A 15,340-nucleotide genomic window follows, 5' to 3' on the forward strand; every position below is an offset into this window, starting at 1 on the left:
GAGGTCAAAGAACGTCCCGTCCGCGCGATGTCCGCCGGCTACGACGAAGACTTCGCCTTGTGGACGGAGCGACAGTCCTCCTTGCTGCGCGAGGCGCGCTTCACGGAGCTCGATCTCCCCCACCTCATCGAAGAGGTCGAGTCCATGGGCCGTGAAAGACGGCGGGCGCTTCAGTCGAGTTATCGGGTGCTGATCCTCCATCTCTTGAAATGGCGTCATCAACCGACGCATCGCAGTCGATCATGGGCCGTCACGATCGTTCGCGAACGCGGCGATATAGAAGACCTGGAGGACGAGAACCCGTCGCTCGCGGCGGAGGCGAGCGTTCTCGTGACGAAAGCCTACCGGCGCGCGCGTCGCGAGGCCGCGGCCGAAACCGAGCTTCCCCTGAAGTCCTTCCCCGCCGAATGCCCTTTCACCCTCGCTCAGCTGCGTGACGACGAGTATCTGCCCGACTGATGACCATCCACGTCCCGACATCGCCCGCCTTCAAGGACAACGCTCACCACGCCCTGCGCGACGAGGCGCTGCAGCGCGCGCTCGGCAATGTCGAGACCGGCTTCATCGGCAAGCGCCGCAAGGCCGCCGACAAGCTTCCCGAATTCGAGGCGCTGCGGGACTCCGCGCGCGACATCAAGAACCACACGCTCGCCCATCTCGACCTCTACCTCGAGGCCTATGAGGCCAAGGTGCAGGCGGCCGGCGGCCACGTGCATTTCGCGCCGACGGCCGCCGACGCGTCGAAGATCGTGGTCGACATCTGCCGGCGCGCCGGAGCGCGGACGGTCGCCAAGGGCAAGTCGATGATCTCCGAGGAGATCGACCTCAACGCCCATCTGGAAGCCGCCGAGATCCAGCCGGTCGAGACCGACCTCGGCGAGTACATCATCCAGCTGCGGGGGGAGCGGCCGAGCCACATCGTGGCCCCGGTCATCCACCTCAACCGGGACCAGATCGAGGCGAACTTCCGGGCGGCGCACACCGAGCTGCCGGCCGACCGCGACCTCGACGCGCCGGAATCGCTGCTGGCGGAAGCGCGCGCCATGCTGCGGGCGAAGTTCCTCGCGGCCGATGTCGGGATCACCGGCGCGAACTTCCTGGTCGCGGAGACCGGCACCTCGATCATCGTGACCAATGAGGGCAATGGCGATCTCAGCCAGACGCTGCCCAAGGTCCACATCGTGCTGGCGTCGATCGAAAAGCTCGTGCCCACGCTGGAGGACGTCAGCCAGCTGCTGCGCGTGCTCGCCCGCTCGGCCACGGGCCAGGAGATCACGGTCTACACGACCTTCTCCACCGGCCCCCGCCGCGCCGAGGACGTCGACGGGCCGCAGGAGTATCATGTCGTTCTGCTCGACAACGGCCGGTCGTCGATGCTCGGCGGCGAATTCCGCGAGATGCTGCGCTGCATCCGCTGCGCGGCCTGCATGAACCACTGCCCCGTCTACCACGCGGTCGGCGGCCACGCTTACGGCTGGGTCTATCCCGGGCCGATGGGCGCGGTGCTGTCGCCCTCGCTGATCGGCGTCGACAAAGCGGGCCATCTGCCGAACGCCTCGACCTTCTGCGGGCGGTGCGAGAGCGTGTGCCCGGTGCGGATCCCGCTGCCCAAGCTGATGCGGCACTGGCGGGAGCGCGAGTTCGAGCGGAACCTTTCACCGGCCCCCGTGCGTTCCGGTTTGAAGCTCTGGGCGTTCTTCGCGCGCCGCCCGGCGCTCTACCGGATGGCGAGCCGGATCGGCATGGGAGCGCTGTCGCTGCTCGGACGACGCAAGGGACGGTTCCGGTCGCTGCCGCTGGCCGGCGGCTGGACGGACAGCCGGGACCTCGCCGCGCCGCAGGGCGGGACCTTCCAGGCGCGCTGGAACGCACAGAGGACGACCAGATGACGCCGCGCGAACAGGTTTTCTCCACGATCCGCCGCTCGCTCGGCGTCAACGGGCTTGAGGCCCCGCGCGCGGCGATCGTCGCCGAGCGGCTCGCAAGGCGCGCTCCGGGCGTTCTGCCGGCCCGCGCCCAGGGCAAGTCGGCGGCGCAGCGGGTCGAGCTCTTCATCGCGATGGCCGAAGCCTCGGCGGCGACGCTCAGCGTCGTCGCTGGCCCCCACGACGTTCCCGCGGCCGTCGCCGACTATCTGCGCGGCCACAATCTGGCTCCGACCGTGCGACGCGGCGACGACCCGCGGCTCAGCGGCCTGCCATGGGCGAAGACGGCGCTCGGCGTTTCGACCGGGCGCTCCTTCGGCGACGACGAATCGGCCGTAAGCGCCGCCTTCGGCGGCGTCGCCGAGACCGGCACCCTCGTGCTGGCGTCGGGACCGGACAACCCGACCACGCTCAACTTTCTTCCCGACAACCACATCGTCGTGCTCGACGCCGCCGACGTCGCGGCGACCTATGAGGATGTCTGGACGCGGTTGCGCGCCCGCTACGGAGACGGGCTGATGCCGCGCGCGGTGAACTGGATCACGGGCCCCTCGCGCTCCGCGGACATCGAGCAGATCCTGCTGATGGGCGCGCACGGACCGCGCAGACTTCACATCGTGCTGATCGACCCGGCGGCTCGCTCCGCTGAAGCGGACGGGACCGCCGCGGCGGCGCCCGCCGGCTCGACGCCCTCCCCCGTCGAAGTCCGCTCGACGCTCAATGTCGACGCTGACACGCCGGAAGGCGGAGACGAGCGGCCCGACGAGCGCAAACCGGACAAGCCCCCGTCGGACACGCCCGCCAAGACGCCCCAGGAGGAGGACGACGACGACAAGCTCGACGAGGAGCTCGACGACTCGTTCCCCGCAAGCGATCCGCCGGCGTCGACGCAGCCTTAACCGTCCCTCGGGGCAAACGGGTCGTCGGCCGACGCCGCGCGCCGCTTCGCGCTATGGTGGGCTGGGTCGCCTCGCTCGGCGACCGGCCGACATGAGGCGCCATGACCTCCCGCAACCTCGACGCCGTGTTCGCCCCGCGTTCGGTCGCCCTCGCTGGGGGCAGTCCGCGCGCGGGCAGCGTCGGCCGGGCGATCCTCAAGAATCTGCGTGAGGGCGGGTTCGGCGGACCCGTGAGCCTGGTCAATCCCGAGCATGCCGAGATCGACGGGCTCGCCTCCGTCGCGCGCTTCGCAGACCTTCCCTCTCCCCCCGACCTCGTCGTCGTGACCGCGCCGGCCGGCGTCGTCCCGGGCATCCTCGACGCCGCGGGCGCGGCGGGGGCGCGGGCGGCGGTGGTGGTGACGCGCATGCGAGGCGACGACGGCGCGCTTCGAAAGGCGGCGCAGGAGACTGCGCGCCGCGCGGGCCTTCGCCTGGTGGGGCCGGCCTGCCTCGGCCTGCTCGCGCCCCATGTCGGCCTGAACGCCAGCACGGCGGCGCGCGCCCGCCCCGGCGACCTCGCTTTGCTCTCGCAGTCCGGCGGAGTGATGACCTCGACCGTCGAATGGGCGAACGCCCGCGGCGTCGGGTTCTCCGGCGTGGTCGCGCTCGGCGACATGGTCGACGTCGACGTGGACGATCTGATTGACCACTTCGCCACCGACCGGCGGACGCGCGCGATCCTGCTCTATCTCGAGGCGATCGTCGACGCGCCGCGCTTCATGTCCGCGGCCCGCGCGGCCGCGCGCATCAAGCCCGTGGTGGTGGTGAAGGGCGGACGTCATGAGGCCGGCGCGCGGGCGGCCGCAAGCCATGTCCGCGCCCTGATGACGCCCGACGCGGTCTACTCCGCCGCCTTCCGCCGCGCCGGCCTGCTGCGCGTGTCGAGCCTCGCCGAACTGTTCGCCGCAGCCGAGACCCTCGCCCGCGTCGCGCCGCTGCCGGGAAAGCGCATCGCCATCCTGGCGAATGGCGGCGGCCTCGGCGTTCTTGCGGTCGACCGGCTCGTCGATCTCGGCGGCGCGCCGGCGACGCTCAGCGAGGCGACGGTCGCCAGCCTGGCGGCGACGTTGCCCTCCGACGGGTCTCCCGCGAACCCTACGGATCTCTGCGGCGACGCCGGCCCGGAACGCTACGAGAAGGCGCTCGACGCCGCGCTCGCCGACGAGGGGGTCGACGCGGCGCTCGCCATTCACGCGCCGAGCGCGATCTCGCCCGCCGACGCCTGCGCCGAGGCCGTCGTCGCGGCCACGAAGCGCGCTCGCGCGCGCCGCTACCCGCCGAAGCCGGTGTTCGCCGCCTTCCTCGGCTCACAGCCGACGCCGCGAAGGATCCTCGAGGACGCGCATGTGCCGTTCTTCCGCACGCCGGAAGCGGCCGTCGAAGGGCTGATGCACCTCGTCGCCCATGTCGAGGCGCAGGCCGCGCTGACCGAGACGCCGCCGTCGGCGCCGGAGGAGTTCTCGCCCGACGTCGAGCGCGCGCGCGCGGCGATCGACGAGACCATCGCCCGCGGCCGCGCCTGGCTGTCGCCGACCGACGTGGCGGAGGTGCTCGGCGCCTATGGCGTCCCGCTGTTGCCGCACGCCGTGGTGGCGACGCCCGAGGAGGCGGCGGAGGTCGCACGCGGGCTGATCGGCCCGGGCGGCGCGGTCCTCAAGATCGTCTCGCCCGACATCACGCGGAAGTCGGGTCTCGGCGGCGTCCGGCTCGGCCTCGAAAGCCCGGAGGCGGTCGAAGAGGCGGCCCGCTTCATGCTGGCTCAGGTCGCGCAGCGGTCGCCGAACGCCCGCATCGAGGGCCTGATGGTGCAGCCCATGCTCCGCCCCGCCGACGGGCAGGAGGTGTTCGCGGGCTTCGCCGACGATCCGGTCTTCGGGCCGGTGCTCGCCTTCGGCTCCGGAGGCGGCGCGGTGGAGACGCTGCGCGACGTCGCGCTCGGGTTGCCGCCGCTCCACATGGGGCTCGCCCGCGAGCTCATCGGCCGCACCCGCGCCGGCCTGCTGTTTTCGGCCTATGCCGACCGGGCGCCGATCGACCGCGACGCCGTCGCGCTGGTGCTGGTCAAGCTCGCCCAGCTCGCGGCCGACATGCCGGAAATCCTTGAGCTCGACGTCAACCCGCTGGTCGCGACGCCGCGCGGGGCGATGGCGCTCGACGCCCGCATCCGCGTCGCCAAGGCCCAGCGCAACACGGGCCCGGGCCCTGCGAACGCGCGACTTGCGATCCGGCCCTATCCGAAGGAGTTCGAGTCGACCTTCACGCTCGGCGACGGGACCGAGGTGTTCGTGCGGCCGATCCGGCCGGAAGACGAGCCCAAGGTCGCGGCCTTCTTCCGCGCCATGGATCCGGAGGATCTGCGTCAGCGCTTCTTCACGCCGGTGCGGCAAGTCCCCCGCGCCTTCATCGCCAGGCTCACCCAGATCGACTACGCCCGCACCATGGCGCTGATCGCGCTCGACGCCGCGGACGCCATGCTCGGCGTCGTGCAGCTCGAATCCGACCCGGACGTGGAGACCGGGGAATACGCCATCCTGCTGCGTTCCGACCTCAAGGGCCGCGGCCTCGGCTGGCGGCTGATGCGCACCCTGGTCCGCCTCGCCCGCCGTGAAGGCCTGACGACCGTGACCGGTCAGGTGCTGACCGAAAACGCGTCCATGCTGGCGCTTTGCCGGGAGCTCGGCTTCGAGATCGCTCCCGATCCCGACGACCCGCAGGTGCGGTCGGTGACGCTCAAGCTTTAGAGCTTGCGGGTCGACGACTCACGGTCACGTGATCACCTTGGCCCGTAACACCCCGCCTACAGGCTGCGAAGACTCCTGCAGTAGAGCATGCAGAGACGACGCACCGGGAGCCAAACCCCCAAGACAATCCGACCCCCGAACTGTTTGATCTGTCGTTCTATAAGAAAGGTCTTCGACATTTTCGTCCACTTAACGCTCGCCCGCGCAGAACGCGGGCGGCAACAGGAGAACTACGTCATGAATACGCTCAAGATCGCTCTTGCCGCCGTCGCCTTGGCCGCCTCCTCCGGCGCCGCCTTCGCGGAGAACCAGCCCGCCGCGAGCGCCACGTTCGATCGCGTCCAAGCCCGGATGGTGGACACGTCCCGCAGCGCCGACATGCGCCGCGGCGCCAGCGAGCCGACCATCTTCGGTCATGACGCGGCCTCGTCGCGCTACGTGGTCACGGGCCAGATGCTGAACGTCTGGGGCCACAAGATCACCCGCTGACACCCGCCCCAGCGCCGACGAGACACGGGCCGCGTCGCCGAGGACGCGGCCCGTTTCCTTTCGTCAGAACGCCTTGAACGTGATCAGAGTGTAGGTGTCGCGGATTCCCGGCACGGCGTGGACCTGCTCGCCGATGAAATGGCCGACGTCGACGCCGTCCTCCACGTGGTATTTGACGATCAGGTCGTAATCGCCCGCGGTCGAGTAGATCTCGGAGTGGCGCTCCTGATCGGCGAGCGTCTCCGCCACCTCATAGGTCCGGCCGAGCTCGCATTTGATCTGAACGTAGAAGGTCTGCATCGACAGCTGTCCTGAGGGGCGTCCTGAGGCTGGGGTCCGGAAACTAGGCCGACCAAAGGACGGCCGCCAGTCGCGCGCGCGACCGAAAATGCGCTAGATGCGGGAACGACCCCTCAGCGGGTGCGCGAAGCCTCCGGAAAGAGCTGGATTGACCGATCTCCCGCAAGACGCGCTGCGGTTCCGCGAGGCGATGTCTCGCCTGGCGGCGACCGTCCATGTCGTGACGACCGACGGCCCGGCCGGCCGCCATGGCGCGACCGCCACCTCGGTCGCGAGCCTGACCGACGAGCCGCCGACGCTGATCGTGTGCCTCAAGACCGGAAGCCGCGCGCACAGGCTCGCGGTCGCGAACGGCGTGATGGCGGTGAACGCGCTCGCCGCGCGGCATGAGGCGCTGGCCCGGACCTTCGCGCGGGCGTCGCACGGCCGCGACGACGGACGGTTCGGCGAGGGCGACTGGGGGACGCTCGCGACGGGCGCGCCGACGCTGCGCGACGCGCTCGCCGTGTTCGACGGGCGCATCGCGCAGGAAACCGTGGTCGGCACGCACGCCGCCCTGTTCGTCGAGATCGACGCCGTTCGGATCGCCGCGCCGGCCGTCCGGCCCCTGATCTACCGCGGCCGCAGCTACGCCCTCGACTGACCTCGCCGCGCGGCGGCCGCGAACCTGTCGGCGGCGCTCGCGCCTCAGCGCGTCTTCACGCGCTCCACGGCGTCGGCCCAGCCCGCGAGCTTCCGCTCGCGCGTCGCGGCGTCCATCGCCGGTTTGAAACGCCGATCGAGCCGCCAGCTCTTCGAAAACTCATCCGGTTCGGGACAAAGTCCCGCGGCGAGCCCTGCGAGATAGGCCGCTCCCAGCGCCGTCGTCTCGCTGATGGCGGGGCGATCCACGGGGGCGTCGAGCGCGTCGGCCACGAATTGCAGGGTCCAGTCGCTCGCCGCCATGCCGCCGTCGACGCGAAGCACGACCTGACCGGCGTCCGGCCAGTCGGCGCGCATCGCTTCGATCAGGTCGCGGGTCTGGTAGCCCACGCTCTCCAGCGTGGCGCGGGCGATCTCGGCGGCGCCCGTTCCGCGCGTCAGCCCGATGAGGGCGGCGCGGGCGCCGGCGTCCCAGTGGGGCGCGCCGAGGCCCACGAAGGCCGGCACGAGATAGACGTCCTGGCCGGGGTCGGCGGCGCGCGCGAGCGCGTCGGTCTCCGCCGCCTCGCGCACCAGCTTCAGCCCGTCGCGCAGCCACTGCACCGCGGCGCCGGCGACGAAGATCGCGCCTTCGAGCGCGAAGGTTCGGCGGCCGCCGAGCTGGAGCGCGACGGTCGTGAGCAGCTTGTTGCGCGAGGCCACAGGCGCGTCGCCGGTGTGGAGCAGCGCGAAGGCGCCGGTGCCGTAGGTGATCTTCGCCATGCCGGGCGCGAAGCAGGCCTGGCCGACGGTCGCGGCCTGCTGGTCGCCCGCCACGCCCGCGATCCGGATCGCGCCCCCGAACAGTTCGGGAAGCGTCTCGCCGAAATCGCCGGCGCTGTCGGCGATCTCGGGCAGCATCGCCATGGGGACCCCGAAGGTCGCGGCGAGGCCGTCGTCGAAGCCGCCGGTCGCGAGATCGTAGAGCAGCGTGCGGCATGCGTTGGTGGCGTCGGTGACGTGCCGGCGGCCGCCGGTCATCCGCCAGATCAGGAAGGCGTCGATCGTGCCGAACAGCAGCTCGCCGGCCTCCGCCTTCGCCCGCGCGCCTTCGACGTGGTCGAGAATCCATCCGAGCTTCGTCGCCGAGAAATACGGGTCGAGCAGCAGGCCGGTGCGGCGCGTGATCTCGGACTCCAGCCCCTCCGCCTTGAGGCTGGCGCAGACCGCGTCGGTGCGCCGGTCCTGCCAGACGACGGCGTTGTGGATCGGCGCGCCCGTCGCGCGCTCCCAGACGACGACGGTCTCGCGCTGGTTGGCGAGGCCGAGCGCCGCGACGTCGGCGGCGCGCAGCTTCGCCCGCGCCAGCGCCTCCGACACCGTCGCGACGGTCGAGGCCCAGATGTCCTCGGGATCGTGCTCCACCCAGCCCGGCCTGGGATAGATCTGCCGGAACTCGCGCTGCGCGCTCGCGACAGGGACGAGTTCGCCGTCGAAGACGATGGCGCGCGTCGAGGTGGTGCCCTGGTCGATCGCAAGCAGATGGGTCGGCATTCAAGCCTCCGGACATGCGCGCAACCGGCGACGCGCGCGACGCGCGCACGCGGCTCGCCTCAGACCGGGACGGACACGAGCTCGCCCATATAGACGGAGAGCGCGGCGCGCTCTTCGGCGGTCATTCTGAGGCCGAGCTTGCTGCGCCGCCAGAGCACGTCGTCGGCGGTCATCGCCCATTCCCGCTCGACCATGTAGCGCACCTCGCGCTCGGTGAGATCCGCGCCGAAGCTGCGCCCGAGGTCGTCGGCGGATGTCGCGCCGCGCAGGATCTGACGGGCGCGCGTTCCATAGGCGCGGGCGAGCCGCTCGGCGTGCGCCTCGTCCAGATAGGGATGATCGCGCAGCAGCCGGGCCCTCAGACCGCGCAGGCCGGCCTTGCGCAGGTCGCCGCCGGGCAGCGGCGATCCCGCGGTCCAGTCGTCCTTCGGGATCGCCATCACGCCCGCGAGCTTCCCGAGCGCCGCTTCGGCGAGCCTGCGATAGGTCGTGAGCTTGCCGCCGAACACCGAGAGCAGAGGCGGCCGTCCTCCGCCGGTCTCGAGCTCCAGGACGTAGTCGCGCGTCGCCTCCTGCGCCGCCACCGCGCCGTCGGCATAGAGCGGCCGCACGCCGGAATAGGTCCAGACGATGGTCTCCCGCTCGACCGGCCGCCGGAACGCGCGGGTGGCCGCCGCGCAGAGATAGGCGATCTCCTCCTCGGAGATCGCGACGTCGTCGGCCGAGCCGACATGGTCGACGTCCGTGGTGCCGATCAGCGTGAAGTCCCGTTCGTAGGGAATGGCGAACACCACACGCCCGTCCGCCTGCTGGAACAGATAGGCCCGGTCATGGTCGACCAGCCGCGGGACCACGATGTGGCTGCCGCGGACCAGCCGGATCTTGGACGGGGCGTTCGAGCCGATCGGGCCGGCCAGCACCTCGGCCGCCCAGGGACCCGCCGCATTGACGAGCCCCCGCGCGCGGATGATCTCGACGCCGTCCGGTCCGTCGAGCGTCACCCGCCACAGACCGCCCACGCGCTCGGCCGACACGCAGCGGGTTCGGGGCGCGACGACCGCGCCGCGTTCGGCGGCGTCGAGCGCGTTGAGCACGACGAGGCGGGCGTCGTCGACCCAGCAGTCGGAATATTCGACGGCCCGCGAGAAGCCGGGCTTCAGCGCCGCGCCCGCGACGTCCTGCGCAAGATCGATCGCGCGGCTCGCCGGCAGCCGGCGGCGTCCCCCGAGCCGGTCGTAGACAAACAGGCCAAGCCGGAGCACCGGCCAGGGACGCAGGCCCGCATGGTGCGGCAGCACGAAGCGCATGGGGCGGACGAGATGCGGCGCGATCCTGAGCAGCGTCTCGCGCTCGCGCAGCGACTCCCTGACCAGCCGGAAGGCGAAGCGCTCGAGGTAGCGCAGCCCGCCATGGATCAGCTTGGTCGACGCCGAGGACGTCGCGCCGCCGATGTCGCCCTTGTCGCAGATATGAACCGAGAGTCCGCGGCCGGCGGCGTCGCGCGCGATGCCGCAGCCGTTCACCCCTGCGCCGATGATGGCGAGGTCATAAGGCGCGTCGCCGCCGGGCCCGTAGCGTTTTGGGGGCCGCGAAGGGTTTCGCGGCGGTGTCATCGGCGCGTTCATCGGCGCGGATATAGCGCAGAACGCGCCGCCGCCGCATCACCCCAAGCGGTGACTGTTCGGCAACGCTTGTCCGGCATTCTGCCGGCAGCTTTTGTTTTCGACTGACGAACGCCGAAGCTCCGGCCATATCTCGGTGCGGGTCGCCCCCAGCCCGCCGTCACGCCACAGGTTCCGTCACGATGCGTCTTCTCCCCGCCGCCGCCTTCGTCGCCGCGCCCCTTCTGGTCGGCGCCGCCCCGGCATTCGCCGCCGACATCGCAATCGAAACGCCGGTCGCGGTCGAAGCGATCCAGCAGGATGGCTGGCTTGTTACGCTGAAGGCGACGGGCACGATCAGCCCGAAATTCGAAGGCTCGGGCAAATACGGCGTCTCCGGCATGCCCGGCCTCAGCGTCCGCCGCCCCAACCAGCCCTGGAAATTCGGCGCGCCGGACGATGGTTTCGGCTTCCCCGTGCTCGACACCGCGTGGTTCCAGGCCGGGCCGGTCGCGCGGATCCGCGGCGAGCGCGACTCCAGCGACGACCACAAGTTCCGCGGCATGCGCGACATCGACTGGGCGATCGAGCCCGGCCTGTTCGTCGAGTTCTACCCTTACGAGAAGATCCGCGTGCGCGGCGAGCTTCGCCACGGCGTCTGGGGACACAGCGGCTTCGTCGGCAACGTCTCGGCCGACTGGATCGAGCGCTTCGACCGCCTCGTGATCTCCGTCGGCCCCCGCATGGAGATCGGCGACGGCAAGTTCATGGACACCTACTACGGCGTCAACGGGCCGGAAGCGCTGCGCAACGGCCGGGTGTCTCCCTACAAGGCGGATGGCGGGATCAAGTCGGTCGGCTTCGCATCGGCCGTCACCTATGACTGGACCGAGCACTGGAGCTCCACCCTGTTCGGCGGCTACGACCGGCTGACCGGCGACGCCGCGAAGAGCCCCGTCGCCAAGACCCTCGGGTCGAAGAACGCGCTCACCGTGGGTCTCGGCGTCGCCTACACGTTCGGCGTGAACTGGTGAGCCTTCCGGCGGCGCAGGACGCGTCGCCGAGCCTGCGCCGCGTCTGAGGGCCATCCCGCTCTCCCTACGATCCTGTCCCGAGCCTTCAGCTGGCGCCCGATGGCGCCGGCTCAAGCTCGCTTGCGCCACCATACCATTCAATATATCATTTCTATAGATTAATAGGGCGGCGTCTCGAGGCGGCCTCATGCTGTATCTGATCGCCGGAAACGGCGGACCGAATTTTGGCGACGAACTGATCGTCGCGCATTGGCTGCGGTTTTACCGCGCGGCGGGCTACGACGGCCCGATCACCATCGACGGGCGCGGCGCGGGGCCGAGCGAGAGGCTGCTCACGGGCTTCGGGGACGTCGCCTTCGTCTCCCGCATCCCGCGTCACGGCGAGGGCCTCGACCGGGGCTATGCCGACTTCGCCCGGCTCGGCCGCGGCTTCGCGCGGGCGAACGAGGACGGCTTCGCCAAGGTGTCCATGATCCATGTCTGCGGCGGCGGCTACGCTTCGGGCGTCTGGCGGAACGCGACGCGGCTGCTTGCGGCGGCGTCGGAGCTGAAGCGGCTCCTGGGCGTCCCGCTTGTGGGCACGGGCCTCGGTCTCGGCCCCTTCGTGGACATGAACGCCGCCGACGCTGCGGCTTTTCGCTCGATCGTCGACGATTTCGACCTTCTCGAATGCCGCGACGCGCTGTCGTTCGACGCGATGCAGACGCTTGTGGGCGCGCGCCCGGAGCTGATCGCGGGGCTCGACGACGCCTTCCTGCAGCCGGTCGTTCCCCAAAACCGTGCGTCGCGCTGGCTGCATCTGTCGGGCTGGCAGCGGACCGCCCTGTTCGGCGGCGCCGGGAGCCAAGCGATCCGCGACCTGTTCGCCGCCTTCGACAAGGTGGTGTTCTGGACGTGCTCGCGGGTGGACGCGGAGCTGTTCGCCGAACTGTCGGCCGAGTTTCCCGAGATCCAGCGCTACGGGACCCATCGCCTGCTGAACCAGAGCATCCCGGTCGCCCCGCAGGACGCCATGCTGACCTGCCGCTTCCACCCCCATCTCATCGCCGCGCGCGTGGGCATGACCGGGCGCTACGCCGCCCGCTCGGCCTTCTACCGCGCGAAGCACGACCTCGTGCTCGGGCTCGGCTCGCCGTTCCGGCCGGTCGAACACGGCGCGCTCGGCGCGTTCGCCGAGCCGGACGGACGGATGACCGCCGCCGACGCGGACCGCGTGGCGGCGAAGCGCCGCGTCGCCGCACAGCTCTTGGCGCGGCTGCCGAACCGGACCTGTGGGGTTCAGGCGCCCTTGTCGGGACAGCCGCCTGGCGAGCGCGCCCCGCTGGACCGGTTCTGACAATCGGGAAAGGACGGCTAGCCCGGCTCGTCAGCCGGCTTGGGCGCGCCGGGCGCCGCCGTCGCGACAGGCCGGGGGCCGCGCGGGATCGGCTTCAGCTCCGCCGTGCGGTTCGCCCACCATTTCACGACCTCGCGCACCAAAGCGACGCGCAGCCGCGGATGGTCGGCCGTCTTCCGGAACACGCCGACCGTATCGCCCCAATACTCGCGGGCGGGAATCCGACGGTAATCGCTGCGCTTGCCGCCCGGCGCGACCGGCGGGAAGTCGGTCGTCGCGACGCAGAGCTCGACCTGCCCGAAGGCCGCCAAAGCGCGCATGGCGTCGGGATAGTAGCGCCAACAGTCATAGGGGACGGCATGACGGTGGCCGCGCGAGGGCACCGTCATGAAGATGTAGCCGCCGGGCTTCAGGATCCGCACGAGCTCCAGGAACGACGCCCAGATGAACGGCACGTGCTCGAACACCTGGCCGGTAATGACGATGTCCGCGCTCCGACTCTTCAAAGGGATCGAATAGGGCTTGGCCATCACCACGTCGACATTGTCGCCCGCGGCGATGTCGACGCCGACATATCTGTGCCGGTAGCCCTCGAACAGCGTCTTGTGGGTCGGCTTGTGCGGCTGGCCCTGACGCGAGCCGAAATCCACCACCACGTAGTCGCGATCCTTCGACATGAAGCGCTCGATGCAGCGCGTCATGTGTTCGAGCGACGTCGTGTGCATGCTGGATGTCCTGCGCGCGGGGAAAGTGCCCGGCCGGTGCAGCAACCGCCCGCGCGCGGTCAAGCCGCGGGCGGGCGGCGCTTCGGGCCGTCGGATCAGGCGACTTCGACTTCGGCCTTACGGCTTTCGCGCTTGCGCTCGTTCGGGTCGAGCAGGCGCTTGCGCAGGCGGATCGACTTCGGCGTGACCTCGACCAGCTCGTCGTCCTGGATCCAGGCGAGCGAACGCTCGAGCGTCATGCGGATCGGCGGCGTCAGCCGCACCGCCTCGTCCTTCGACTGGGTGCGGATGTTCGTCAGCTTCTTGCCCTTGAGGACGTTGACCTCGAGGTCGTTGTCGCGGCTGTGGATGCCGATCAGCATGCCCTGATAGACCTTCCAGCCCGGCTCGATGATCATCGGGCCGCGGTCCTCGAGGTTCCAGAGCGCGTAGGCGACCGCCTCGCCGGCCTCGTTCGCGATCAGCACGCCGTTGTTGCGGCCGGCGATCTCGCCCTTGAAGGGGCCGTAGGAATGGAACAGGCGGTTCATGATCGCCGTGCCCTTGGTGTCGGTCAGCAGCTCGCCCTGGTAGCCGATCAGACCGCGGGTGGGCGCGTGGAACACCAGCCGCAGGCGGTTGCCGCCGGACGGCCGCATCTCCAGCATGTCGGCCTTGCGCTCCGACATCTTCTGCACGACGACGCCGGAATGCTCCTCGTCGACGTCGATCACCACTTCCTCGATCGGCTCGACGAGTTCGCCGGTGGCCTCGTCCTTCTGCAGGACGACGCGCGGACGCGACACGCCGAGCTCGAAGCCCTCGCGACGCATGGTCTCGATCAGGATGGCGAGCTGCAGCTCGCCGCGGCCGGAGACGATGAACGAGTCCTTGTCCTTGGACTCCTCCACCTTGAGCGCGACGTTGCCCTCGGCTTCCTTGAGCAGGCGGTCGCGGATCACGCGGCTCGTCACCTTGTCGCCCTCGGTGCCGGCGAGCGGGCTGTCATTGACGAGAAAGGTCATCGACACGGTCGGCGGATCAATCGGCTGCGCCTGGATCGGCGTGTCGATCGACGGATCGCAGAAAGTGTCGGCGACCGAAGCCTTCACGAGTCCTGCGATCGAGACGATGTCGCCAGCCTCGCCGATGTCGATCGCGGTCCGCTCGATGCCGCGGAAGGCGAGAATCTTGGAGACCCGGCCGTTCTCGACCACGGCCCCGTCGCGCGACAGCACCTTGACGGTCTGGTTCGGCTTCACCGTGCCGGAGATGATCCGGCCGGTGATGATGCGGCCGAGGAACTGGTTCGCCTCGAGCAGCGTGCCGAGCATGCGGAAGGCGCCCTCTTCGGTCCTCGCCTGCGGCACGTGGCGGAGCACGAGATCGAACAGCGGCGCGAGGCCCTGGTCCTTGGGGCCCTCCGGCGTCGGCGCCAGCCAGCCGTCGCGGCCGGAGCCGTAGAGGATCGGGAAGTCGAGCTGCTCGTCGGTCGCGTCGAGCGCCGCGAACAGGTCGAACACCTCGTTGATCACTTCCGAGGCCCGGGCGTCCGGCCGGTCGACCTTGTTGACGGCGACGATCGGCTTCAGGCCGATCTTCAGCGCCTTCGACACCACGAACTTGGTCTGCGGCATCGGCCCTTCGGCGGCGTCCACCAGCACGATCACGCCGTCGACCATCGACAGGATGCGCTCGACCTCGCCGCCGAAATCGGCGTGGCCCGGCGTGTCCACGATGTTGATCCGCGTGTCCTTCCAGACGACCGAGGTCGCCTTGGCGAGGATGGTGATGCCGCGCTCCTTCTCAAGATCGTTCGAGTCCATCACGCGCTCGGCGACGCGCTGGTTCTCGCGGAACGAGCCGGACTGCTGCAGCATCTTGTCGACCAGCGTGGTCTTGCCGTGGTCGACGTGCGCGATGATCGCGATGTTGTGGAGTTTCATGGGACGAAAGCCTTGGAGCCCGCGGCGGCGTTTTGCGGGCGTTCTGTCGGTGTCTGAGATTTGTGCGGCGCCACAGATGCGGGAGACAGCCCGAAAACGCAAGACCGCGCGCGCCGCACGGCCAATGAAACGCCCGTTCCGAACACAA

At 70.2% G+C, this 15,340-nt stretch carries 13 protein-coding genes; 8 read left to right on the top strand and 5 right to left on the bottom strand.

Annotated elements, in window-relative coordinates; genetic code table 11:
- Window positions 1–27: 27 nt before the first annotated feature.
- From ACO2RJ_RS10630 to ACO2RJ_RS10650, 5 genes are all read left to right on the top strand, one after another.
- Window positions 28–459 carry a DUF29 domain-containing protein gene (locus tag ACO2RJ_RS10630; protein ID WP_423268956.1) on the top strand — a complete coding sequence of 144 codons (432 nt, stop codon included), beginning with the start codon at window positions 28–30 and terminating at the stop codon, window positions 457–459.
- On the top strand, window positions 459–1,889 hold the full coding sequence (locus ACO2RJ_RS10635) for a LutB/LldF family L-lactate oxidation iron-sulfur protein (protein WP_423267976.1): 1,431 nt from the start codon (window positions 459–461) through the stop codon (window positions 1,887–1,889). The genes ACO2RJ_RS10630 and ACO2RJ_RS10635 overlap by 1 nt, the downstream gene beginning before the upstream one ends.
- Entirely contained in the window at window positions 1,886–2,824 is a 939-nt protein-coding gene (locus tag ACO2RJ_RS10640; RefSeq protein WP_423267977.1) for a LutC/YkgG family protein, read from the top strand. Before ACO2RJ_RS10635 ends, ACO2RJ_RS10640 begins: the two co-directional genes overlap by 4 nt.
- A 101-nt stretch (window positions 2,825–2,925) precedes the next feature.
- Window positions 2,926–5,607 carry a bifunctional acetate--CoA ligase family protein/GNAT family N-acetyltransferase gene (locus ACO2RJ_RS10645; RefSeq protein WP_423267978.1) on the top strand — a complete coding sequence of 894 codons (2,682 nt, stop codon included), beginning with the start codon at window positions 2,926–2,928 and terminating at the stop codon, window positions 5,605–5,607.
- A 237-nt stretch (window positions 5,608–5,844) separates the two neighbouring features.
- Entirely contained in the window at window positions 5,845–6,096 is a 252-nt protein-coding gene (locus ACO2RJ_RS10650) for a hypothetical protein (protein ID WP_423267979.1), read from the top strand.
- A gap of 63 nt (window positions 6,097–6,159) precedes the next feature.
- On the opposite strand, the gene ACO2RJ_RS10655 is transcribed toward ACO2RJ_RS10650, so the two are convergent.
- Entirely contained in the window at window positions 6,160–6,396 is a 237-nt protein-coding gene (locus ACO2RJ_RS10655; protein WP_423267980.1) for an Lrp/AsnC ligand binding domain-containing protein, read from the bottom strand.
- Window positions 6,397–6,544: 148 nt separating this feature from the next.
- Here ACO2RJ_RS10655 and ACO2RJ_RS10660 point away from each other — a divergent pair, with 148 nt between their 5' ends.
- Window positions 6,545–7,039 (top strand): flavin reductase family protein, encoded by a 495-nt coding sequence (locus tag ACO2RJ_RS10660; protein ID WP_423267981.1) that lies wholly within the window; start codon window positions 6,545–6,547, stop codon window positions 7,037–7,039.
- Between the two features lie 44 nt (window positions 7,040–7,083).
- Here ACO2RJ_RS10660 and glpK read toward each other — a convergent pair whose 3' ends face one another.
- Together glpK and glpD are read right to left on the bottom strand one after the other, a co-directional pair.
- A complete protein-coding gene (gene glpK, locus ACO2RJ_RS10665) occupies window positions 7,084–8,571 on the bottom strand; it encodes a glycerol kinase GlpK (RefSeq protein ID WP_423267982.1) in 1,488 nt (495 codons plus the stop codon).
- Window positions 8,572–8,630: 59 nt separating this feature from the next.
- Complete coding sequence (glpD, locus tag ACO2RJ_RS10670; RefSeq protein ID WP_423267983.1) at window positions 8,631–10,184, bottom strand: glycerol-3-phosphate dehydrogenase; 1,554 nt, start codon at window positions 10,182–10,184, stop codon at window positions 8,631–8,633.
- A gap of 191 nt (window positions 10,185–10,375) precedes the next feature.
- Here glpD and ACO2RJ_RS10675 point away from each other — a divergent pair, with 191 nt between their 5' ends.
- Together ACO2RJ_RS10675 and ACO2RJ_RS10680 are read left to right on the top strand one after the other, a co-directional pair.
- Window positions 10,376–11,206 (top strand): MipA/OmpV family protein, encoded by an 831-nt coding sequence (locus ACO2RJ_RS10675; protein ID WP_423267984.1) that lies wholly within the window; start codon window positions 10,376–10,378, stop codon window positions 11,204–11,206.
- 187 nt (window positions 11,207–11,393) lie between these two features.
- Window positions 11,394–12,542 carry a polysaccharide pyruvyl transferase family protein gene (locus ACO2RJ_RS10680; RefSeq protein ID WP_423267986.1) on the top strand — a complete coding sequence of 383 codons (1,149 nt, stop codon included), beginning with the start codon at window positions 11,394–11,396 and terminating at the stop codon, window positions 12,540–12,542.
- A 17-nt stretch (window positions 12,543–12,559) separates the two neighbouring features.
- Here the strand turns inward: ACO2RJ_RS10680 and ACO2RJ_RS10685 are convergent, their stop codons facing one another.
- Both ACO2RJ_RS10685 and typA read right to left on the bottom strand, forming a co-directional pair.
- On the bottom strand, window positions 12,560–13,267 hold the full coding sequence (locus ACO2RJ_RS10685) for a methyltransferase domain-containing protein (RefSeq protein ID WP_423267987.1): 708 nt from the start codon (window positions 13,265–13,267) through the stop codon (window positions 12,560–12,562).
- Between the two features lie 95 nt (window positions 13,268–13,362).
- A complete protein-coding gene (typA, locus tag ACO2RJ_RS10690; protein WP_423267988.1) occupies window positions 13,363–15,192 on the bottom strand; it encodes a translational GTPase TypA in 1,830 nt (609 codons plus the stop codon).
- Window positions 15,193–15,340 lie beyond the last annotated feature (148 nt).

It is taken from the genome of Hansschlegelia sp. KR7-227, from assembly GCF_049446035.1.
Lineage (GTDB): Bacteria > Pseudomonadota > Alphaproteobacteria > Rhizobiales > Methylopilaceae > Methylopila.

Bases quoted from the DNA above. Each gene is read 5' to 3' on its own strand.
- ACO2RJ_RS10650 (WP_423267979.1), top strand. From the start codon at position 5,845: ATGAATACGCTCAAGATCGCTCTTGCCGCCGTCGCCTTGGCCGCCTCC.
- ACO2RJ_RS10655 (WP_423267980.1), bottom strand. From the start codon at position 6,396: ATGCAGACCTTCTACGTTCAGATCAAATGCGAGCTCGGCCGGACCTAT.
- typA (WP_423267988.1), bottom strand. From the start codon at position 15,192: ATGAAACTCCACAACATCGCGATCATCGCGCACGTCGACCACGGCAAG.
- glpK (WP_423267982.1), bottom strand. From the start codon at position 8,571: ATGCCGACCCATCTGCTTGCGATCGACCAGGGCACCACCTCGACGCGC.
- glpD (WP_423267983.1), bottom strand. From the start codon at position 10,184: ATGACACCGCCGCGAAACCCTTCGCGGCCCCCAAAACGCTACGGGCCC.
- ACO2RJ_RS10640 (WP_423267977.1), top strand. From the start codon at position 1,886: ATGACGCCGCGCGAACAGGTTTTCTCCACGATCCGCCGCTCGCTCGGC.
- ACO2RJ_RS10675 (WP_423267984.1), top strand. From the start codon at position 10,376: ATGCGTCTTCTCCCCGCCGCCGCCTTCGTCGCCGCGCCCCTTCTGGTC.
- ACO2RJ_RS10680 (WP_423267986.1), top strand. From the start codon at position 11,394: ATGCTGTATCTGATCGCCGGAAACGGCGGACCGAATTTTGGCGACGAA.
- ACO2RJ_RS10685 (WP_423267987.1), bottom strand. From the start codon at position 13,267: ATGCACACGACGTCGCTCGAACACATGACGCGCTGCATCGAGCGCTTC.
- ACO2RJ_RS10645 (WP_423267978.1), top strand. From the start codon at position 2,926: ATGACCTCCCGCAACCTCGACGCCGTGTTCGCCCCGCGTTCGGTCGCC.
- ACO2RJ_RS10630 (WP_423268956.1), top strand. From the start codon at position 28: ATGTCCGCCGGCTACGACGAAGACTTCGCCTTGTGGACGGAGCGACAG.
- ACO2RJ_RS10635 (WP_423267976.1), top strand. From the start codon at position 459: ATGACCATCCACGTCCCGACATCGCCCGCCTTCAAGGACAACGCTCAC.